The sequence below is a fragment of the Treponema bryantii genome, from assembly GCF_900113965.1.
Classification (GTDB): Bacteria; Spirochaetota; Spirochaetia; order Treponematales; family Treponemataceae; genus Treponema_D; species Treponema_D bryantii_A.
In genome coordinates, this window is the sequence record NZ_FORI01000003.1 from 211,405 (window position 1) to 231,887 (window position 20,483).

The following is a 20,483-nucleotide window of genomic DNA, read 5'->3' on the forward strand; positions in this document are numbered from 1 at the left end:
ATCTTTTTTTAAGAAATTCAAATACTTTTTTTACTGATAAACTACAAACTATAAAAAAAAAGCATAAATCAGGGCTGCCTTTCGACAGCCCTGATTTATTAAGCGAATGTTAGTCTATTACTCAACACCAAGCTTATCAGCTACGTTCTGCTTGAAATCTTTGATAGCAGCGTCGCGGCTCTTCTGTCCGTTAGCGTATGCACGAACCTGTTCACGCCAGAGAGAGTTGATTGTCTCATCGTACTGTGTAAGGTTCTTACCGTTAGCGTACTTGTTAGCTGGTACGAAGTAGTCGAACATGTTCTGTCCACCGAGGAATGCGAGTTCACCGTTAGACTTAGCCATTACAACACCTGAAGATACTGTATCTTTTGTTCCGCCTTCGCCATTGAGTGTACCGTTAGCCCACTTGTAGAGAAGACCATCGTTTGTAGAATCAAGTGTGATCCATTCGATGATTGTTCTTACAGCGTCTTTCTTAGCAGCTGGAACGCTCTTGTTAGCGAGGATCCATGTACCACCCCAGAAGAATCCGATAGGTGAGTTACAAACTGCCCAGTCACCATATGTACCTTCACCAACTTTTTCACCACCGCAGTTTGGAGCGAGTGTGTAGTTGATGAGCCAAGCTGGTCCGAAGAATCCGAAACATGGTTTAGCACCTGTGTCTTTCATATCAGCGAACCAAGCGTCTGTCCAGTCCTGTGTCTGGTTAGACCAGCCATTGTCTGTAAGAGCTTTAGAAGCATCGATGAAAGCTTCACGTTTTGGATCGATGTAGAGTTTTCCGTCTACGATCCAACCCTTGTCTGAAGAGTTTTCATAAGCATGCCAGATATCACCATCACCAGATACGATAGCTACACCAGCAGCTCCGAGTTTAGCAGCAGCAGCATTGAATGCTGTCCAGTTTCCTGAACCACCGCCAATGATATCATTGATAGTTTTTGGATCATCTGTTCCGAAAACTTTCTTAGCGATAGAACGACGATAGATAAAACATCCACCAGTTGTCTGATAACCAAGAGCGTCAACCTGACCACTTGTGTTAGATCCGATATCTACAGTATAAGGAGCAATTTCTGCAGCCTTGATCTTAGCATCGATATCGATTCCGAGATCTTTATAAGGCATTGCATACTGCTGCATGTCACCCTGAGAATACTTAAGGATGAAAGCTGCTTCTGCTGCATAGATATCAGGAGCATCTGCACCACCACTCATAAGAGCCTGGTCAAGAGCTGGCTGATAAGCACCTTCTGTTGTAGCGATAATTGTTGTATTTACTGTAAAGCCACAGTCTGGGTGAGAAGCGATATACTTGTCAACCATTCCTGGAATTTCGTCAGTAAATGACCAAAGATTGATCGTTACAGGACCTTTTGCTGAACCTTTCTTTGAACATCCTGTGAACAAAGCGGCAGCAACTGTGAGAACACACAATACTGATAGGATTTTTTTCATTTTCCTTTCCTCTTGTAAAAAGTTTTTTTTATATTAGGGAATTACCCCTAACTTGTTTAATTGTAACTCATATCCATTTTTTTTGCAAAAAAAATTTTGTTTTTTTCTGATATTTTCATTTACATTAAACGTTTAACTATGAAATTTTTTGCTTCGACAACGTTTTCTTTTTGGACTACAACGTTTTCTTAAAGTTAAAAATGACCAAATTTCACCTGAAAAGTAACTATATCTTTAATCTTTTTTCTATATAAATAACAAATTATGAGAGATTTTTTTGACAATCTGTAAATATATGTTATCATCATATTAGGGTGGAAGAAATAAATATAATTCGGATTGATGTTTAATGAAAAAAAAGGTACTTTCGCCAGAGAAAGCTAAAATTATATCTTCTCTACTCGTTTCAATGATCTTCCTGTTTATAGTTCTTTCTATGACAAGACTATATACAAACAGCATGATTGAAAAAGCTCAGTCAGACTATTTCAATTCTATTAAAACAACTATGGATGGTTTCGAAAAAGTTGTAAGCCTCCAGTTAAATTCCTACAGAAACTTTCTTGATTCTTATTACAAAGATATCCTTCTGACTATTCCTGATTATGATATAAATTCTATTTCTAAAACGCTTGTTGAATACAGCGAAACAAAACATCCAGACTTCCTTGACTTTTATTTTCTAACCCCCGATGGAACAGCTTATCTTTCTGACGGTACAAATATACATATGGATCCGGCAAAGCATAAAGGGCTTGATGGAGTTTTGAATTATTACATAAGCGGTATATGCTACCCTCCTAACCGTCATGCATATGTATTCTGCATCGAAAAGACCTGTTATAAAGACGGAAAAATTGCTGGTGTACTTGGAGCAGCTGTTATTCTGGACAGTTTCCAGAAACGCACAACAGGACTTGTAGGAAACCGTGAATCATTTATGCTCTTAGACACAGAAGGATATTTTCTTGTTCATCCGCGTGCAGACGTTATTGGAAAACAATATATTCCGGAAGATCCACGTTATACAGAAACCGGAACCATATATCTGGCAAAAAATCCGCCAGGAACTTATAAATCAAAAGCAGATGATAACAGCGTAATTTATCTTATTACATCGAAGATTCCAGAATCAGGCTGGACAATTTCCCTTAAAGTTTCGATGGAAGAAATAGATGAGATTTATGAGATTCAAAGAAAATCTGAAATCATGATTTTCATCTTCGCCTTCCTTACAATTCTTGGACTTGTAATTGTAGAAACTAAGATTCTTGATTTCTTCCAGAAAAAACAGCTTATTGCTACTGTATACGATCCTCTTACAAATCTCTGGACACGACAACGCTTTGAAGTTGAAGCCAATAAGATGGTAAGAAATCCGCGTGCTAAGTTTATGCTTATTGAAGCTGATATCCGTGGCTTTAAATTTATTAATCAGAATTATGGAGAAGAGGCAGCTGATAAACTGATTGTTTACTACTCTAAGATTTTGAATATATGTATTGGAGATTATCACGGAATTATTGGACGCGGCTTTGCAGACCACTTTTACATTCTCTTAAAAATTACTTCTGTACATAAGGCAATGAATGTATTCAGAGATTCATTGACTAAAATTACAGATGATGTAAAATCTTATGAAATTCCATTCTTCCCAAAATTCGGAATTTCATTCCTTATGCCGGGAGATAATCCGACAGGAAATAAGATTCAGAATCTGATTGGTCAGGCTTCTTTTGCAAAGAGTACAATTAAAGATAATCTTTTGACTCAATTCTCTGTTTATAATTCAAAGCTTTTGGAAAAGATAAACGAAGAACAATTTATAGAAAGCCACATGCAGCAGGCTCTTGATCAGAAAGAGTTCTTTGTAATGTACCAGCCAAAAATCTCTTTAACTGATGACAGGATTGTTGGTGCAGAAGCTCTTGTAAGATGGAACAATCCAAAGCTTGGTCTCATGACTCCAGATAAATTTATTCCGCTTTTTGAAAAGAACGGATTTATTACAAAGCTGGACTATTATGTATATGAAGAAGTTTTCAAATTCATACAAAACAGACTTGCTAAGAATCTTCCTATTGTTCCTATTTCTGTAAACATGTCCCGCAATCATAATAAGCCAGAAAAGTTTATGCATGATTTTATGGAAATCTTTACAAAGTATTCAATTCCACCAAGTCTTATTCAGATTGAGATTCTTGAACGTTCAGTAATGGATAACACTACCCTTCAGGACATCACAGAAAAACTCCACAAGGAAGGCTTTACTGTTGCCATGGATGATTTTGGAAGCGGTGAATCTTCTTTGAACATGCTTACTAAGATTCCGGTAGATGTTTTGAAATTTGACCGTGAGTTCTTAAATGCTTCTACAGATAAAGAAGGTCGCATTGATAAGAAGTCTGAAAAGTTTATTCATATATTGATTGATTTGAGTAAGAATCTTGAAAAGCAGACTGTATTTGAGGGAGTTGAAACTCAGGCTCAGAGAGACTTCCTGCGCTCAATCAATTGTGATCAGGCACAAGGCTACTTCTACTCTAAGCCATTAGCCGAGCAGGACTTCGTGCAGTTTATAAAATTACATTCGTAATGGTGGTTTCGATATGGCCTTCGGCCTACTCAACCACCGTTGGTTGAGTGCCGCGTTAGCGGTGTATCGAAACCAACTTACAATGCTGCAAGATGTTTATTTAATAACTCTGTTGCCTGTTTAGGGTTAGCTTTTCCGTGGCTCTGCTTCATAACCTGCCCCATCAGCCAGCCTACTACGTTGGTCTTTCCGCCCTTCCAGTCTTCAATAGCCTTAGGGTTAGCGGCAATTACATCCTGAACAATCTTATCTATTTCGCCGGCATCGCTTACAACTTCCATACCCTTCTCTTTGATGATAGCTGAAGGCATTTTGTTTGTTGAAAGCATTTCGGCAAATACTTCCTTACCCTGCTTTGATGTAATCTTTCCATCTTCAAGAGCATCGGCAAGTTCTGCAATGTGAGCAGGAGTCAGGCTAATATCTGTAATGGCAATTTTCTTTTCATTGAGAACTGCAAGGAGTTCTGCAAGAATAAGGTTTACTGCACGTTTTGGATTCTTTGATTTTGTAGCAGCGTCTTCGAAGAAGAGAGCGAGGTCGCGTGTAGAAGTAATTGTTTCTACATCGAAATCAGTCATACCATACTGAGCCTTATAGCGCTGGCGTTTAGCTTCTGGAAGCTCACCAACCTTTTCTTTAGCAGTTGCAATAAGTTCTTCGCTTACAGTAAATGGTTTGATATCTGGCTCTGTTGTAAAGCGGTAGTCTACGAAAGAGTTCTTTGTACGCTGAACAACAGTCTGTCCCTTTTCTTCGTCCCAGCCCATTGTTACTTTGAAACCAGGGTTAAATTCCTGACGATCTTCCTGGAACTCTTTGAGCTGGCGCTGTGCTTCGTAAGTACATGCGTCGCGGATTGCCTTGAAAGAGTTCAGGTTCTTGATTTCGGAAATTGGTGTGTGCCAGAGTTTTCCGTCTTCCCAAACGTTCAGGTTGATGTTGGCATCGCAACGCATATTACCTTCTTCAAGGTTACCGTTTGTTACCTTTACGTAGCGGAGGATTTCCTGAACAGTCTGCATAAAGAGAGCGGCTTCTTCTGGAGAAGTCATATCAGGTTTTGTTACAATTTCGATAAGTGGGGTTCCACAACGGTTGTAGTCAATATATGAGTGAGCACCCTGAAGGTGGAGAGACTTACCTACGTCTTCCTCAAGGTGAATACGCTCTACACGTACGCGGCGGTATTTTCCGTCTCCTACGATACAGTCCTCACCTTTGAAGTTCTGTGGACGGCACTTTGCTCCACCAGGCTGTTCATCTTTTGGATAGCTTCTGAACGGAAGGTCTACATAACCGTCTGTACAAAGCGGAATATCATACTGTGTAATCTGATAGCCCTTTGCCAAGTCAGGATAGAAATAATGCTTGCGGTCAAATTTTGTAAAGCGTGCGATATTGCAGTTTAAAGCCTGTCCGGCAACTGCTCCAAGCTCAACATAACCTTTTGAAATACGTGGCATAGCTCCCGGGAGTCCGAGACATACAGGGCACACGCGGGTGTCTGGCATTCCGCCGTAGCGGTTTTCGCAGGCACAGAAGGCCTTTGTTTTAGTTAAAAGCTGAGTATGGATTTCACAACCAATTACAATTTCCCACTTATCTATCATATTATCCTCAAAGAAATAGCTTAAATTAATTTAAATATTATATAGAAAAAAACGAGTTAGAACAATATACCGTCATCCCGACGAAGGTCGGGATCTATATTAGATTTTTCCTCTTTCTTTAAGGATATTCTCTACGTATTCTACCATCTCATAAACGAGGGCGTCGCAGTGTGGCTTACGGGTACCACCGGCTACTGCGTTGGCTTTGAGGAGGTCAGCACAATTCAGCATGTCGCTGTGGCGGCTCTGGAAATATTTAACAAGAGCCTGAGTATCTGCAGGTGCATCTATATCAAAAAGACCTAAAACCATGAGCCCTCCAGTAATTACTCCGCAGGTAATGCCGCTTTTCATACCGCCACCAAAGGCAGTTGCAATTTTATAGGCTGTTTCATCATCCAGATTAAGGCTCTGTGTAAAAGACATAAGAACTGACTGAGCACAGTTGTGATGTGGTGTTTCAATTGCGCGGATTTCGTGTGCTCTTTCAAGATATTTAGACATATTTGGCTCCTTTGTATTCTGCGGTAGTTTCGACAGGCTCAACCACCGTATTTTCTGTTAATCTTGCCATTTAGTATATTTATCACACTCAAGAATCTTTCTTGCGTTAGCTACTCTCTCTAAAGTTGGGCTTTCGAGGTCTTTAAGAACGTAATCAATTCCAAGATCCTTGTACTTCATTGCACCAAGTCCGTGATATGGAAGAATCTCTACACGCTCTACATTGTGAAGGGTGCGGATAAAGTCACGGGTCTGTGTAAGGAACTCGTCGTTATCTGTAATGCCAGGAACGAGTACGTGGCGGATCCAGATTGGCTTATTGATTTTATCGAGGTAGGCAAACATCTCGCGAATATTTTTTCCGCTCTTGCCTGTAAGTTTAATATGTTCTTCTTCGTTTATATGCTTGATATCCATCAAGAGAATATCAGTTACTTGCATAAGCTTCTGGAACTTTGCAAACCAGGCCTTGTCTTCTTCTGATGCATCAGCGGCCTCGCCGTTACGGAAAGGAGCACCAGAAGTATCGATACAAGTATTAACTCCAAGTTTTTTGAAGGCAGTAAAAAGTTCAATCAGAAAATCAATCTGAAATAGAGGTTCTCCACCGCTAACGGTTACACCACCCTTTTTGCCCCAGTATTCCTTGCAGGACATTGCTTCATTTACAAGCTCTTCTACTGTGTAGAGCTTACCATCTGTCATTTTCCATGTATCCGGATTATGACAGTAAAGACAGCGCAGAGGACAGCCTGAAAAGAAAATAATAAAACGGCTTCCTGGTCCGTCTGCACAGCCGAAACTTTCAAGCTGGTGAATGTAGCCTTCCATATGTACTCCTGTTAAAGGTGGTTTCGACAGGCTCAACCACCATATTTATAATATAACTATTTTCGAAAAGATTTTCCACTTTTTATGAAGTCCATGTGGGCTTTATCTTTGGCAGAAAGGCGGCGCTGTCCGAGTTTTAATTCTTCGTGATGAGGGCGGCCATGATTCTGTGGTAAATCCCATACCGGCTTTTTTGGATGCTGGTCTCCTTTCTGAACATAAGTACTCCACTCTTCAGGCTCCGGAACTTCAAACTTCATGTGTTCGCCTGTAAAAGGATGATCAAACTCAAGGGTTCGGGCATGAAGGCAAAGACGATTAAAAGGATCTGTGTGTGCACGGTGTTCTTCATCACCTGCAAGAGGATATCCATGAGAAGCCAGGTGTGCACGAATCTGATTTTTCTTTCCTGTATCAAGGGACAGTTCAAAAAGAATATGAGTTGATCCCTGTAAAATCATTTTGTAATGAGTACGAGCGGCAACTGTTTTGAAGTCATGACCTTTGTGATCCTTATCACCTTTCTTAGGAACAAAGCCAACATTGTGGGCATTCTGTGCAAGCGGATCATCAATAAGACCAGTCTCTGGAAGAGGCTCTGCATTGCGGTTGATTTCTGCAACAGCATGATAGAGGCGCTCAGTTACCATCTGATGCCAGGTATTCATGATTTTTTCCTGAGCCTGTTCAGTGAGGGCAAACATCATAACGCCGCTGGTATCGCGGTCCAGGCGGTGAACTACATACGGCTTGTGTTTTGCATTTGCAATTCCCTGTTTACGGAGAAGTTCTTCAAGAACAGATTGCGCAGTTCGAACCTTACTTCCAGGATACGGAACAGAAAGAAGACCTGTTGGTTTATTTATTACTGCAATCCACTGATCGTGATACAAAAGTTCAATTTTCTCACGACCATAATCTGCCTTGTGCTCTCTCTTATATTGTGTTGATGCCTTTACCATAGTGGGCGTCATTGTAGCACTTTATAGTAATATATGGAAGATTATATGTTTTCAAGACGCTGCAGGAACTGCTTGGTACGAGGTTCTTTTGGCGATGTAAAAATATCTGATGGAGAACCTTCTTCGACAATAAGACCTTTGTCCATAAAGATTATGTGATTGGCTGTGTCGCGGGCGAAAGACATTTCATGAGTTACGATTACCATTGTGGTGCCTTCGGCTGCAAGCTGTTTGATTACGTTGAGAACCTCGCCGGTGAGTTCAGGGTCAAGCGCTGAGGTTGGTTCATCAAAAAGAATTACGTCTGGATTTACTGCAATTGCACGGGCAATACCAACGCGCTGCTGCTGACCGCCAGAAAGACTTGAAGGATAAAAATCTGCCTTATCTTTGAGACCAACTTTTTCCAGAGCTTTAAAGGCACGGTCTTTAGCTTCTGGCTTTGGAACTTTTCTGGCGGTTACAAGACCTTCCATAACATTTTCCAGGGCAGTCATATTTTCAAAAAGATTATAGTTCTGAAAAACAAAGGCAGTTTTTCTTCGGATTTCAAGCATTGTTTTTTTAGAAACTTTTTCTAAATCAACATGAATATCATCAAAATCAAGGGTACCGGAATCTGCTTTTTCAAAAAAGTTGATACAGCGGAGTAAAGTGGTTTTACCGGCACCGGAAGGCCCGATAATTGTTGTAACACTTCCCTTTTCTACGTTCAGCGAAATGCCTTTGAGAACTTCTGTTTTGTCAAAAGATTTATGTACATCTGTAAGTTTCAGCATCCTCTTACCCTTCCAAAGTTTCTATAATTCTTTATACCTTTATACACAACTCTCTTTTCTATTTTACGGAAAATGAATTCTACTGCAAGGCATACCACAATATAAATTACAAAAATATCAATATAAGATTCAACGTAGTTATATCCGTAGGCTGCTTCAATTTTGGCTACTGCTGTAATTTCGCGAACAGTCATCATAAAGGCAAGTGAAGTATTTTTGATGAGGATGACTGTGGTACTGCAGAGATTAGGAAGAGCAGAAACAACAGCCTGAGGGAATACTACGCGGTGGAAAGCCTGAAAGCGGGTTTCACCGATGCTGAGTGCGGCTTCTAACTGACCGCGGTCTACAGAAGAAATTGCAGAACGGAAAACTTCACTCAGTGTTGCAGAAGAATTAATTCCAAAAACTACAAAGGCATAAATCACAGGATTCATTTCAAAAACGTTGATTGCCCAGCCGGCAGATTTTACTAGCGAGTTCAAAAGACTTGGCATTATGCTGTAGACAATCAGAATCTGAAGTACGATTGGAGTGCCGCGGATAAAAGAAACAAAGATGCGGCAAATAACATCAAGTACGCGGACTTTGTGAATGCGGGCAAGCGCAATTAAAAGAGCCGGGATTACGGCAAGCAGCAGGGACACAATTGTGATTTCTAAAGTCACCGGAATTGCTTTTACGCAAAGCCAGAAGGTTTTGATGAGGTAGGAAAAATCAAGCTGCATCAAGACTCCTCCTTCCCTTTGAATAATGCTTTTCCAGTTTTAAGAAAATCTGTTCTATGATAAGTGTAAGGCACCAGTAAATGATTGCCAGAGCCAGATAAGTTTCCAGAGAATAAGCGCCATAGTTTCGTGAGATTATAAGATTACCCGCCCCCATCATATCAATGAGTCCGATTGTAAAAGCAAGACTTCCTTCTTTAAAGAGAGAGATAAGAGAGTTTCCAAGATTTGGAAGAGCTACAACAATTCCCTGCGGAAGCATAACACGGCGGATTGCCTGTGCCGGGGTAAGTCCTATAGAAAGAGCTGCTTCATATTGAGAGCGGCCGAGCGCAAGATAAGCAGAACGAATAACTTCTGCAAGAGATGCTCCGTAAATCAATGAGAGCGAAATTATTACATATATGATTTTAGAAGAAAAATTTAAGTTTACGTCAAAAGCAGCAAGTGCGATTTTTGGAATTCCGTAATAAACGATAAAAAGAAGAACGATACTTGGTGTACAACGGATGATATTTATGTAGCCATCTGCAATAGCGCGCACCCAGCGTTTTTTACTCTGCTTCTGGGCAAAAAGAAGGATTGCAAGTGCCATGCCCAGAACGATGGTTCCAAGCACGACACCGAAAGTTACACCGAAGTACGGAAGGATTGTGACTAGACTTTTGTAGATTTGAACTGGCGAAAAAGGTCTGGACAATCCGTACTCCTGTAAAAGGTGGTTTCGACAAGCTCAACCACCGTGAAATCTTAGTCACTCACAAAATTAAATACATCCTCTCCGAAGTATTTGAGTGACAGTGCTGATATTGTACCATTTTCTTTCAATGTTTGCACGGCCTTGTCGTAGGCAGCGGCAAGCTCAACTTCTTTTTTGTTGAACAGAGGCCAGGTTGGAATTCCCTTATATGGAACGTAAGCAAGCTTATCTGCAAACTGATGGTATGGACCAGTTTCTTTCAAAACATTCTTTTCATATGAAAGCTTGAGTACAAAGTAAGCATCATAGCGGCCTTCAAGTACCCAGAGGTATGAATCTGCAATATCAAAAACATCAGATGGAACAAGCTTAATCTGATTTGAAGGATGTTTTTCATTGAACTCCTGAATTACAGAGAATTGTGCACTCTGTGGAGAAATTGGAATGAGTTTTCCAGAATAGCGGGCAAAACTTTCGAGATCTTTAATCTGGTCAGCATTTTCTTTACGGAAGGCTATACCAATTACACTTGCTGCAAGAGGATTGTTTGGAATGAGGAACTTCTTTTTACGTTCTTCTGTAATCCATGCACCCTTTGTACCAACTTGATATTTTCCAGATTCTGTACCAATCAAAAGCTCTTCATCGCTTACACCATGGAACTTAAACTCATATTCCGGGAGAAGCTCATCTACAGCTTTAAGAACTGCGAGCTCAAAACCATCAGGCTGCCCTTTTTCATCAAGGAAGTCGTAAGGTACATTTGTGATTGTATGTGCAACATTAATTGTACGTACTTTTGTTTTTGCTTTTTTAGATTTTGACGCAGCAAAACATGGGGATACAGCAAGCATCATAAATGCTGCTGCCAGTGTAATTTTTAATTCTCTTTTCATAAATGCCTCCTGAAATATCAAGAAATAAAAGTTGACTTAGAGTACATCTAATTACCTAGTAAGTCAATAGGTTTTATATATAATTATTCGATAACGGTAATAAATTGTTGTTATAACAGGTTCCCTGACCGAGTTTGCTTCGCAAACGTCGCAGGTCAAGCCGGGGAATGACAGGATATAAAAAAAAACGCCTCCTGCTGGAGGCGTTTTACTTCAGGTGGTTTCGACAAGCTCAACCACCGTTTGTATCATCTTACAATGAAGCGTGGCAAGTACGAGCGATAACGTCGTCCTGCTGTTCCTTTGTAAGGTTGATGAAGCGTACTGCGTATCCAGATACGCGAACTGTGAAGTTAGCATACTCTGGCTTTTCAGGGTGAGCCTGGCAATCCTTAAGTTTTTCAACGCCGAATACGTTTACATTCAGGTGGTGAGCACCCTTAGCGAAGTATCCGTCAAGAACGTTTACAAGGTTAGAAACTCGTTCATTTTCATCGTGACCAAGAGCAGATGGGTTGATTGTCTGTGTGTTAGAGATACCATCAAGAGAGTACTTGTATGGAACCTTAGCAACAGAGTTCAAAGACTTGATAAGTCCCTTTGTTTCTGCACCGTAAGATGGAGAAGCTCCTGGTGAGAATGGAGCGTGAGCTGGGCGTCCGTTAGGAAGAGCACCTGTAGCCTTACCGTATACAACGTTAGAAGTAATAGTAAGGATAGATGTTGTAGGCTCAGCATTGCGGTATGTTGGGTGCTTCTTAATCTTTCCAATGAATGTCTTAAGGAGCCATACTGCGATTTCGTCTGCTCTGTCATCATCCTGACCGTAGCGTGGGAAGTCTCCTTCTGGCTTGAAGTCACATGCAAGACCGTGGTCATCGCGGATAACCTTAACCTTTGCATACTTGATAGCAGAGAGAGAATCTACTACGTGAGAGAAACCTGCAATACCAGTTGCGAATGTACGGCGAACATCTGTGTCGATGAGGGCCATCTCAGCAGCTTCGTAGTAGTATTTATCGTGCATGTAATGGATAGCGTTCAATGTGTTTACATAGAGGTCGCAGAGCCATTCAAGCATTACATCGTACTTGCGCATAACTTCGTCGTAGTCGAGGTACTCAGAAGTGATTGGCTGCAATTCAGGACCAACCTGAGCATAAGGTGTAAGACCTGCACCTTCGTCCTTACCGCCGTTGATAGCGTAAAGAAGAGCCTTAGCAAGGTTAGCGCGGGCACCGAAGAACTGCATTTCCTTACCAGTCTGTGTAGCAGATACACAGCAGCAGATTGAGTAATCATCACCCCAGATTGGACGCATGATGTCGTCGTTTTCATACTGGATAGAAGATGTATCAATAGAAATCTTTGCAGCGTACTTGCGGAAGTTTTCTGGGAGTCTCTTTGAGTACAGAACTGTGATGTTTGGTTCTGGAGAAGGTCCCATGTTTTCGAGTGTGTGAAGGAAGCGGAAGTCGTTCTTTGTTACCTGTGAACGTCCGTCCTGTCCAAGACCTGCAACTTCAAGAGTAGCCCAGATTGGGTCACCAGAGAAGAGCTGGTTGTAAGATTCGATACGAGCGAAGCGTACCATGCGGAACTTCATAACCATATGGTCTACGAGTTCCTGTGCCTTTTCCTCATTAAGGATTCCCTTCTTAATATCGCGCTCGATGTAGCAGTCCAGGAATGTAGAAATACGTCCTACAGACATTGCAGCACCGTTCTGTGTCTTGATAGCAGCAAGGTATCCGAAGTAAAGCCACTGGAATGCTTCTTTTGCTGTTGTAGCTGGCTTAGAAATATCATAACCGTAAAGGGCAGCCATAGCCTTCATACCCTTCAAAGCCTTAATCTGCTCAGCAAGCTCTTCGCGCTGGCGGATTACTTCTTCTGTCATTGTTCCGTTACCGCAGTTAGCCTTATCAGCTTCCTTCTGCTCGATGAGGTAGTCGATACCATAAAGAGCAACACGGCGGTAGTCACCTACGATACGTCCGCGTCCATAAGTATCTGGCAAACCAGTAAGGATGTGTGCCTTGCGGGCCTTGCGGATCTCTGGAGTATATACATCAAATACAGCGTCAGAGTGAGTTTTGTGGTACTCTGTGAAAATCTTGTGAAGTTCTGCATTTGGCTTGTAGCCATACATTTCGCAAGACTGCTCTGCCATTTTGATTCCACCGAAAGGCATGAAAGCTCTCTTCAAAGGCTTGTCAGTCTGAAGACCTACAACCTGCTCAAGCTCCTTTCCTTCCGGACAAATATATCCAGCCGGATGAGAAGTAAGGCCTGTTACAACATCTGTATCAAGGTCAAGAACCCCTGATCTCTCCTTTCCATCAAGACCAACTGACTTCTTATTGTGTTCTTCCTTCTGAAGTCTCTGAAGCTCAGCAAAAAGCTTTTCTGTAGCCTTTGTAGGGCCTGCCAGGAATGATGAGTCACCATCATACTGTGTGTAGTTTGCCTGGATGAAGTCGCGAACGTTGATTTCGCTTGTCCATAAACCGTCAGGATTAAATCCTTCCCATTCTGGTCTTAAAGTCATATAAAACCTCTTTTGCCTTGGGACTCCTTTATGATTCCCTCAGCGATATTATTTACCGATTTCCGAACAGGACTCCTTTATGATTCTTGCGCGGAATGGAAAAACTTTCCGTATCGGTCTGATTACATATTAATACATTGTGTACAATTTATCAAGTAAAATAATGCAAAAAACACTAGAATTTCAGTCAAAAACCGCTATATCTAGTGTTTTTTATACATTAAAACTTCAAAGTTACACCAAATTTAGTAAATGGATAACCTACTTCGAGGTTCAATCCAAATGATTTACTGAAGAACCAGTTAGCACCAATTGCTTCACCAAACTGGAAGTAATCTGGAACCCAGACACTTGATTTTGGTTTTACAACAGGAATATTAGCACCAATTCTTGTTACAGCATAAACGTCGAGTGATTCAGGTGGAAGCTGTACGTGATAAGCAGCTTCTCCACCGAAGAAGAGTCCCCAGTATGTATCTGTTTCATAAACATAATGACGATTTACAATATCATAATGATCAAGATATTTATAACCATATGCATGAATACCGGCATATCCACCGAATGTAAATGGAAGCTTCCAGATTGGCTGTGCATACTGAACTTCTACCATGATAGGTGGAAGGCACCAGTAGCCATCATAAACGTTATAAACAAAATCAGAATAAAGCAAACCTGCATCTACATTTACAATGAAGTCGCCCTTTTCAATTCCACCACCATAGTTGCACCAGCACTGAGACCAGTCAAAACTCTTTGCAGACAAAGATGTTCCACAGAGCAGAACAATAAGAGCTGCAATCAATGATCTTTTTTTCATAGAAAAAAAACTCCTCTGAATTAATGTATTATATAGAATACCGAATTCATGGGGAGTGTGTAAATAGAAAAAAATCGTCATCCCGAACTTGTTTTGGGATGACGACTATACCTAGTCTAATTCGTACTCGGTGTCTGGCGGAACGATTTCTACATTCGGGAAGCCGGCTTCTACAAGGTGCTCTTTAAAGCCTTCCTGCTGGTCAACTTCACCATGGATAAGGAAGATTTTCTTGAGACGGCTTGTGTCAATTTCCTTAAGCCATTCAATCATTTCGCTGTAGTCGGCATGAGCTGAGAATCCGTTACACTTCTCTACTTTTGCTTTTACCTCATACTTATCGCCAAGAATGGTAACTTCTTTCTGACCTTCAAAGATACGGCGGCCAAGAGTATTTTCAGCCATATAGCCTACAATCATAATTGTATTCTTAGGATCTGAAATTTCATTAGCAAGATGATAAAGAACACGGCCGGCTTCACACATACCATCTGCAGAAATGATAATCATTGGACCTTCTTTCTTATTGAGGGCCTTTGAATCTTCTACGCTGGTTGTATAAATGAGAGAATTGAAACCGAATGGATTTTTATGATGTTTAAGGAAGGCTTCGTTTACACTTTCATCATAACATTCCGGATGTACACGGAATACTGAAGTTGCGTTACTTGCCATAGGTGAATCAACATAAATTGGTACAACAGGAATCTTTTTCTGATCTGTAAGAAGATGTAAATAGAATACAAGTTCCTGGGCACGTTCAATTGCAAAAGATGGAATTATGATTTTACCCTTCTTTGCGCAGGCATCACGTACAATACGAATCAGTTCCTTCATTGCAAGGTCATGATTATCGTGAAGCTTATTTCCATATGTAGATTCAAGATAGATGTAGTCTGGAGCAGGCATATCTGTTGCAGGATTACGGATGATTGGCTTACACTTGCGGCCAATATCTCCTGTAAACAGAATACGAGTTTCTTTTTCCGGTTCTTTAGGATTTGGATTGATTGTGACATTTGCAAAGGCTGAACCTAAAATGTGTCCTGCATCAAAAAATTCAAGCTGAACATCTGGTGCAATAAACATCTTTCTATTATATGACAATGATACAATCTGATTTGCGGCATTTACACAGTCAATTTCATCATACAAAGGCTTCCAGTAAAACTTTTCACCTTTTTTGCTTGCCTGTTTTGCAAGGAATTCTGCATCGTGTGCCTGAATGCGGGCACTATCCATCATTACAAGATTTGCAATGTCGCGGGTTGCAGGAGTTGCATAGATATTTCCACGCCAGCCCTTTCTTGTAAGAACAGGAAGAAGTCCACAGTGGTCAAGGTGGCCATGAGTAAGAATAACGCCTTCAAGGTGGTCGTGATCTATATCAAAATTACGGTTTTTCTCATCTGATTCCTTTCGTTTTCCCTGGAACGAACCGCAATCTATCATAAACATTCTGTCATCAATTCTAAAAATATGCTTTGAGCCGGTAACTTCCTCAGCAGCGCCAAGTGAAATGCATTTTATAGACATATTCAACCTCCAAATTGAAATACCTCTCGGCGAAACTCCATACAAAAAAAGGCTTCCGCGCTCGCTTTGCTCGCTTGTGCAGAATTTTTTTTGTATGGATTTCGCCTACGGTATTTCACTTCACAGTTAAATTATAAAACGTATTTCCTTATAAAACAAATAAAAAACTCAAGAAATACTCGTCAAGGGATTGTTAAAAATGGTATACTTTATGATATGCTTGTTAAGAACACAAATTATAGCGTTATTTATTCGGATGATGATTTTGTAGTACTCAATAAAAGAAGCGGCATTCTTATTGCGGCAGACCGTTACAACGAAGACGCACCACGTCTGGATCTGCTTGCGCAGGAAGAATTCGGAAAGCTTTATGCCGTTCACAGAATTGATAAAGACACCTCAGGACTTATTATTTATGCACGCACAGCTGAAGCTCAGAGAAATCTTTCCATGCAGTTTGAATCACGGGAAGTTCAGAAGACTTATCATGCTCTGGTATATGGTCACCCTCTCTGGGAAACCCTTGATGTAGATTTACCTCTTCAGCCAGATGGAGATTCACGACACAGAACCGTTGCAAGCAAGCGTTACGGAAAACCTTCTTTTACAAGCTTCCGCCTTATAGGAACATGTGGTCCTTATTCATGGATTGAAGCAAAGCCAAAAACCGGTCGTACACATCAGATTCGTGTACACCTTGCAGAAAACGGACTTTCAATTGTCTGCGACCCTCTTTACAGTGGAAACCAGAAGCCGGTAAAACTCAGCGAAATCAAAAAAAAGTGGAATGGCGACGAATACGAAGAGCGCCCACTTTTAAGCAGACTTGCCCTTCACGCTTATAAGATTGAAATTAAACATCCAAGAACCGGGGAGCCGGTAAGCTTTACAGCACCATATCCAAAAGACATGGACGCAACCAGAAAACAGCTGGCAAAACTTTTTGGAGTCGATCCGCTGGTATAAAAAATGACTGGTAAGAAAACTTTATTTCCGCTATTCATAATTCTTTTCTTTACAAGTTTCAATCTGTATGCATTGGATAATAAATATGAAAATTATTTTTCCTTCCAGATTACCCCACAGTTTGAAATTGCAAATGGGGTTATTAATGAGTATGTGTTTCATGATGAATGTAAGAATACAGATAATAAATTAAGTGAACTGGATTGGCATCTTAAAACACTCGCCTTATTTAATATAAATGCAGATCTTAACATCTTAAAATATTTTGCATTGAATCTTTCAAGTACATTTGGTGTGCCACAACGAAGTGATTTTATGCAGGATTCTGATTGGCGAAATTCATTCAGTTATGATTATATAAGCTGGTTAGAAGATGATCCGACAGAAAGAACTGATTTTTCTGAGCATATAAATCGTTTGGAAAAACTGGTAAATCTTAAAATATCTTTAGGTGGTAATATTTATTTACCTTTTGAAATTAAGCTCACTCCACATATTGCATATAAATATGATTTTATAAAGTTTGCTTCAAGCAAAGGATATGGTCTTTATAAATCAGAAAACAAAGAATTTGTTACTTATGACTGGGCTTCAGAATACTCTGGAAATATCATTGGTTATGAGCAGACAATCAATTCATTTCTGCTTGGCTTAACACTTAATTCTGAAACCATTCCTAAAACAAAAATTAAATTACGTTTCGATATAAGTCCTAAACTTACAACTATAAATGCAATTGATTACCATTACTATCCTAGAGGAGATGCATTTATGGATGTTATCACAGGTGTTGTTTTGATTGAAAGCGAAGCAACTGCCCAGTATATGTTTTCAAAAAATCATAGCGCCGGAATCTATGGAAGCATTCAATCTATTCCCATCTCAAAGGGAACTACATATGCTAGAAAAATTGACCGTAAAGGTAATTTCCAGGATGATAACTGGGCTAAAGACAGTTGTAACGGCGGCACCCAGCGTTTTATATGGGCGCTCGGGCTTAATTACTCTTTTTCACTCTAACACTTACAATTCTGCGGCCGCTTACATCTTCGGCTGTATAAAGATTCTTATCCTTAATGAGAACTGTACCAGAGGCAGGAAGATAGCCGAACTGTTCGAGGAGCCAGCCGCCCACAGTATTCATTTCATCTGATTCCAGGGCGAGGCCGAGAATTTCATTGGCATCATCTATCTTCATATCACCAGGAACAATAAAGGTATTAAGAGAAACAAGTTCAACCTTATCTTCCGGAGCGGTATTATCATAAGCGTTTTCATCGGACATATGACCAAAGACAACCTTTAAGATATCTTCCATTGTGATGATACCATCTGTCTGTCCCTGCTCATCGAGGACTACAGCAAACTTGTGTTCGCTGGTACGGAAGAGCTGCAAGATATCAAGAACGCTCATTGTACCTGGAATAAAAAGAACATCGGTCATCTGACGGCCGGCAAAGCCTTCGCCACGGTCTATATCTTCTGAACAGAAAAGAACCTTCTTATAATTGAGAACACCAACAACATTTTCACGATTTCCACTGTAAACAGTAAGTGTTGAAAAGCCGGAAGTAAGGAATTGATTTATTACTTCCTCATAAGCGGCTTCTTTTTTAATCATGCTTACCTGTGAACGGTGCTTCATAACATCGTGAACAAGAAGATCATTAAACTTAATGATTTTATTTAAGAGGCGGCTTTCATCTTTTTCAATTGTTCCTTCATGAGAACCAACATCAATAAGAGTTTTAAGTTCTTCTTCTGTAACAATAACTCCGTCCGGCTTCATGATTTTTTCTGCAAGAACAACGGCTCCATGAGAAAGCTTTTCAAAAATCCAGACAATTGGAAAAAACAGTCTTTCAAGAACCATCAAAGGTATAGACGAAAAACATGTAAATGCATCTGGATGTAAACCTGCAGCTGTCTTTGGAACAATCTGAGCAAAGGTTGTAATAAAGAAGGCTGTTATAAAAGGTGCAATTGCAGTTCCCTTGCTTCCAAGAATCTCAATTGCAAGAGCGGTGGCAATGGCAGAAGCAAGAGAGTTCAGGAAGTTTGTTCCGATAAGAACTGTTGTGAGAAGGCGATCCATATTTGCTTTAAGGGCTGCAACCTTTTTAGCATTTCTTCGTCCCTGCTCTACCATGCTGCGAAGCTTAAGTCTTGGCAGAGAAAGATATGCAGTTTCTGAGGAAGTGAAAAATCCGACACACAAAATGAGGATTAAGAGTTCTACACCGGTAATTATATAATGTGTCATTCTTCGCCCTCCTCTTGAGGAAGCTTTGAAATCTGAATGCGTTCTACACGGTGCGACTGGATTTTTTTGATTGTGAAAAGCCAGCCTTCAAATTCAACTGTATCTCCTGCAGAAGGCATGCGGTCTATCTGCTCTGAAAACCAGCCGCCTATCGTTTCATTTATATTTGATTCAAGCGCAATATGAAGATCTTCTTTAAGGTCTCGCAAAAGCACTGAACCGTTAATTTCAAAGTCGTTTTTATCTTCTACATTATCAAAATCAAAAACTTTGCCACGGAGAGAATCTTCTCCAGGGAGTGCAAAGATTTCGCGGGAAATATCTTTTTCTGTAATTACACCATCTGTACCAGAATATTCATCAACAATAACTGCCATTGAATCATGATTTTCAAAAAGCAGTTCCTGAACAGATGTAATTTTTTTTGTACCAAGAATAAAAAGAGGTGGCCTCATTACATGAAGCAGATTAAAAGCACTCTGACTTTCCTTATAAGCCATCATGTCTTTAAGATAAATAATACCAATGATATCATCTATTGATTTTCGATAAACCGGGAATCGTGTAAAGCCCAGGCGCTGTGAAAGTTCAATAATATCTCTGTAAGTTGCATCATGTGGAACTGCACGAATCTTTGTTCTTGGAACCATGATATCCTGTGCCTCGAGATCTGAAAACTTAAAGACCTGAGTCATCATTCGGTTTTCATTTTCCTCGATAATTCCACTTTCTGAACTCATGTCAAAAAAGGTTTTAATTTCTTCTTCTGTATAAGACTGCTTTTTTGCGTTGGTTTTAATTCCAAAAATACGCAGTACACAGCGGGCAATAAAAGAAACAACAATTACAATAGGATGCATGATTGCAACTACAACCCGTACAAACGGAGCAAGGGCGTAGGCTATTCTGTCGGGACAGCGGGTAGAAATTGTTTTTGGAGTAATTTCACCAAAAATTAAAAGAAGAAGAGTTGCAATAAGAGTTGCAATTCCAACACCTTTCTGACCGAAAACATCCAGTGCAATTGAAGTTATAATAGAAGAAACAAAAATATTTACTATGTCGTTTGAAACTAAAAGAGTATTGATAAGGCGCTCTCTGCGGTCTAAGAGTTTACCGGCTATAAGAGCACGCTTATCTTTATTTTTCCTGAGGATTCTTAACCGCAGTTTGTTCATTCCAAGGAAAGAACTTTCTGAAATAGAAAACAGCATGGAAAGAACTATTAAAACTGCGAGAATTATGTAAATCAGATAATTGGGGCTATCGTCCAT

The 20,483-nt window shown here is 40.2% G+C and carries 17 protein-coding genes; 3 read left to right on the forward strand and 14 right to left on the reverse strand.

Features of this window, described 5'->3' with window-relative positions; all coding sequences use genetic code 11:
* Nucleotides 1-117: 117 nt before the first annotated feature.
* Nucleotides 118-1,464 carry an ABC transporter substrate-binding protein gene (locus BM161_RS05575; protein ID WP_074931017.1) on the reverse strand — a complete coding sequence of 449 codons (1,347 nt, stop codon included), beginning with the start codon at nucleotides 1,462-1,464 and terminating at the stop codon, nucleotides 118-120.
* 436 nt (nucleotides 1,465-1,900) lie between these two features.
* Here BM161_RS05575 and BM161_RS05580 point away from each other — a divergent pair, with 436 nt between their 5' ends.
* Nucleotides 1,901-4,060 carry a GGDEF domain-containing protein gene (locus BM161_RS05580; RefSeq protein WP_177206209.1) on the forward strand — a complete coding sequence of 720 codons (2,160 nt, stop codon included), beginning with the start codon at nucleotides 1,901-1,903 and terminating at the stop codon, nucleotides 4,058-4,060.
* A 77-nt stretch (nucleotides 4,061-4,137) separates the two neighbouring features.
* Here the strand turns inward: BM161_RS05580 and gatB are convergent, their stop codons facing one another.
* From gatB to BM161_RS05635, 11 genes are all read right to left on the reverse strand, one after another.
* A complete protein-coding gene (gene gatB / locus BM161_RS05585; protein ID WP_074931019.1) occupies nucleotides 4,138-5,673 on the reverse strand; it encodes an Asp-tRNA(Asn)/Glu-tRNA(Gln) amidotransferase subunit GatB in 1,536 nt (511 codons plus the stop codon).
* 99 nt (nucleotides 5,674-5,772) lie between these two features.
* On the reverse strand, nucleotides 5,773-6,177 hold the full coding sequence (locus BM161_RS05590; protein ID WP_074931020.1) for a C-GCAxxG-C-C family protein: 405 nt from the start codon (nucleotides 6,175-6,177) through the stop codon (nucleotides 5,773-5,775).
* Nucleotides 6,178-6,234: 57 nt separating this feature from the next.
* The gene (pflA, locus tag BM161_RS05595; protein ID WP_074931021.1) at nucleotides 6,235-7,008 is read right to left on the reverse strand and encodes a pyruvate formate-lyase-activating protein; all 774 of its coding nucleotides are present in this window, start codon (nucleotides 7,006-7,008) and stop codon (nucleotides 6,235-6,237) included.
* A gap of 56 nt (nucleotides 7,009-7,064) precedes the next feature.
* On the reverse strand, nucleotides 7,065-7,970 hold the full coding sequence (locus tag BM161_RS05600; RefSeq protein ID WP_074931022.1) for an RluA family pseudouridine synthase: 906 nt from the start codon (nucleotides 7,968-7,970) through the stop codon (nucleotides 7,065-7,067).
* A 41-nt stretch (nucleotides 7,971-8,011) separates the two neighbouring features.
* The gene (locus BM161_RS05605; protein ID WP_074931023.1) at nucleotides 8,012-8,749 is read right to left on the reverse strand and encodes an amino acid ABC transporter ATP-binding protein; all 738 of its coding nucleotides are present in this window, start codon (nucleotides 8,747-8,749) and stop codon (nucleotides 8,012-8,014) included.
* Nucleotides 8,743-9,477 carry an amino acid ABC transporter permease gene (locus tag BM161_RS05610; protein ID WP_074931024.1) on the reverse strand — a complete coding sequence of 245 codons (735 nt, stop codon included), beginning with the start codon at nucleotides 9,475-9,477 and terminating at the stop codon, nucleotides 8,743-8,745. The genes BM161_RS05605 and BM161_RS05610 overlap by 7 nt, the downstream gene beginning before the upstream one ends.
* On the reverse strand, nucleotides 9,467-10,177 hold the full coding sequence (locus BM161_RS05615) for an amino acid ABC transporter permease (protein ID WP_074931025.1): 711 nt from the start codon (nucleotides 10,175-10,177) through the stop codon (nucleotides 9,467-9,469). Before BM161_RS05615 ends, BM161_RS05610 begins: the two co-directional genes overlap by 11 nt.
* A 50-nt stretch (nucleotides 10,178-10,227) precedes the next feature.
* Entirely contained in the window at nucleotides 10,228-11,073 is an 846-nt protein-coding gene (locus tag BM161_RS05620) for a transporter substrate-binding domain-containing protein (protein WP_074931026.1), read from the reverse strand.
* Nucleotides 11,074-11,326: 253 nt separating this feature from the next.
* Nucleotides 11,327-13,624 (reverse strand): formate C-acetyltransferase, encoded by a 2,298-nt coding sequence (gene pflB, locus BM161_RS05625; RefSeq protein WP_074931027.1) that lies wholly within the window; start codon nucleotides 13,622-13,624, stop codon nucleotides 11,327-11,329.
* Between the two features lie 220 nt (nucleotides 13,625-13,844).
* Nucleotides 13,845-14,444 carry a hypothetical protein gene (locus BM161_RS05630; protein ID WP_074931028.1) on the reverse strand — a complete coding sequence of 200 codons (600 nt, stop codon included), beginning with the start codon at nucleotides 14,442-14,444 and terminating at the stop codon, nucleotides 13,845-13,847.
* A 111-nt stretch (nucleotides 14,445-14,555) separates the two neighbouring features.
* On the reverse strand, nucleotides 14,556-15,980 hold the full coding sequence (locus tag BM161_RS05635) for an MBL fold metallo-hydrolase RNA specificity domain-containing protein (RefSeq protein WP_074931029.1): 1,425 nt from the start codon (nucleotides 15,978-15,980) through the stop codon (nucleotides 14,556-14,558).
* A 216-nt stretch (nucleotides 15,981-16,196) separates the two neighbouring features.
* On the opposite strand from BM161_RS05635, the gene BM161_RS05640 reads away from it, so the two are divergent.
* Together BM161_RS05640 and BM161_RS05645 are read left to right on the forward strand one after the other, a co-directional pair.
* The gene (locus BM161_RS05640; RefSeq protein ID WP_074931030.1) at nucleotides 16,197-16,946 is read left to right on the forward strand and encodes an RluA family pseudouridine synthase; all 750 of its coding nucleotides are present in this window, start codon (nucleotides 16,197-16,199) and stop codon (nucleotides 16,944-16,946) included.
* Between the two features lie 3 nt (nucleotides 16,947-16,949).
* Complete coding sequence (locus BM161_RS05645) at nucleotides 16,950-17,966, forward strand: omptin family outer membrane protease (protein WP_074931031.1); 1,017 nt, start codon at nucleotides 16,950-16,952, stop codon at nucleotides 17,964-17,966.
* On the opposite strand, the gene BM161_RS05650 is transcribed toward BM161_RS05645, so the two are convergent.
* Together BM161_RS05650 and BM161_RS05655 are read right to left on the reverse strand one after the other, a co-directional pair.
* The gene (locus BM161_RS05650; RefSeq protein ID WP_074931032.1) at nucleotides 17,944-19,209 is read right to left on the reverse strand and encodes a hemolysin family protein; all 1,266 of its coding nucleotides are present in this window, start codon (nucleotides 19,207-19,209) and stop codon (nucleotides 17,944-17,946) included. The two genes, BM161_RS05645 and BM161_RS05650, sit on opposite strands and share 23 nt — an antisense overlap.
* Nucleotides 19,206-20,483 carry a hemolysin family protein gene (locus BM161_RS05655; RefSeq protein ID WP_074931033.1) on the reverse strand — a complete coding sequence of 426 codons (1,278 nt, stop codon included), beginning with the start codon at nucleotides 20,481-20,483 and terminating at the stop codon, nucleotides 19,206-19,208. The genes BM161_RS05650 and BM161_RS05655 overlap by 4 nt, the downstream gene beginning before the upstream one ends.

Coding starts and splice junctions, on each gene's coding strand:
- BM161_RS05645 (WP_074931031.1), top strand. CDS start 16,950: ATGACTGGTAAGAAAACTTTATTTCCGCTATTCATAATTCTTTTCTTT.
- BM161_RS05630 (WP_074931028.1), bottom strand. CDS start 14,444: ATGAAAAAAAGATCATTGATTGCAGCTCTTATTGTTCTGCTCTGTGGA.
- BM161_RS05590 (WP_074931020.1), bottom strand. CDS start 6,177: ATGTCTAAATATCTTGAAAGAGCACACGAAATCCGCGCAATTGAAACA.
- BM161_RS05655 (WP_074931033.1), bottom strand. CDS start 20,483: ATGGACGATAGCCCCAATTATCTGATTTACATAATTCTCGCAGTTTTA.
- BM161_RS05600 (WP_074931022.1), bottom strand. CDS start 7,970: ATGGTAAAGGCATCAACACAATATAAGAGAGAGCACAAGGCAGATTAT.
- BM161_RS05610 (WP_074931024.1), bottom strand. CDS start 9,477: ATGCAGCTTGATTTTTCCTACCTCATCAAAACCTTCTGGCTTTGCGTA.
- BM161_RS05580 (WP_177206209.1), top strand. CDS start 1,901: ATGACAAGACTATATACAAACAGCATGATTGAAAAAGCTCAGTCAGAC.
- BM161_RS05605 (WP_074931023.1), bottom strand. CDS start 8,749: ATGCTGAAACTTACAGATGTACATAAATCTTTTGACAAAACAGAAGTT.
- BM161_RS05650 (WP_074931032.1), bottom strand. CDS start 19,209: ATGACACATTATATAATTACCGGTGTAGAACTCTTAATCCTCATTTTG.
- BM161_RS05575 (WP_074931017.1), bottom strand. CDS start 1,464: ATGAAAAAAATCCTATCAGTATTGTGTGTTCTCACAGTTGCTGCCGCT.
- BM161_RS05635 (WP_074931029.1), bottom strand. CDS start 15,980: ATGTCTATAAAATGCATTTCACTTGGCGCTGCTGAGGAAGTTACCGGC.
- pflA (WP_074931021.1), bottom strand. CDS start 7,008: ATGGAAGGCTACATTCACCAGCTTGAAAGTTTCGGCTGTGCAGACGGA.
- BM161_RS05620 (WP_074931026.1), bottom strand. CDS start 11,073: ATGAAAAGAGAATTAAAAATTACACTGGCAGCAGCATTTATGATGCTT.
- pflB (WP_074931027.1), bottom strand. CDS start 13,624: ATGACTTTAAGACCAGAATGGGAAGGATTTAATCCTGACGGTTTATGG.
- gatB (WP_074931019.1), bottom strand. CDS start 5,673: ATGATAGATAAGTGGGAAATTGTAATTGGTTGTGAAATCCATACTCAG.
- BM161_RS05640 (WP_074931030.1), top strand. CDS start 16,197: ATGCTTGTTAAGAACACAAATTATAGCGTTATTTATTCGGATGATGAT.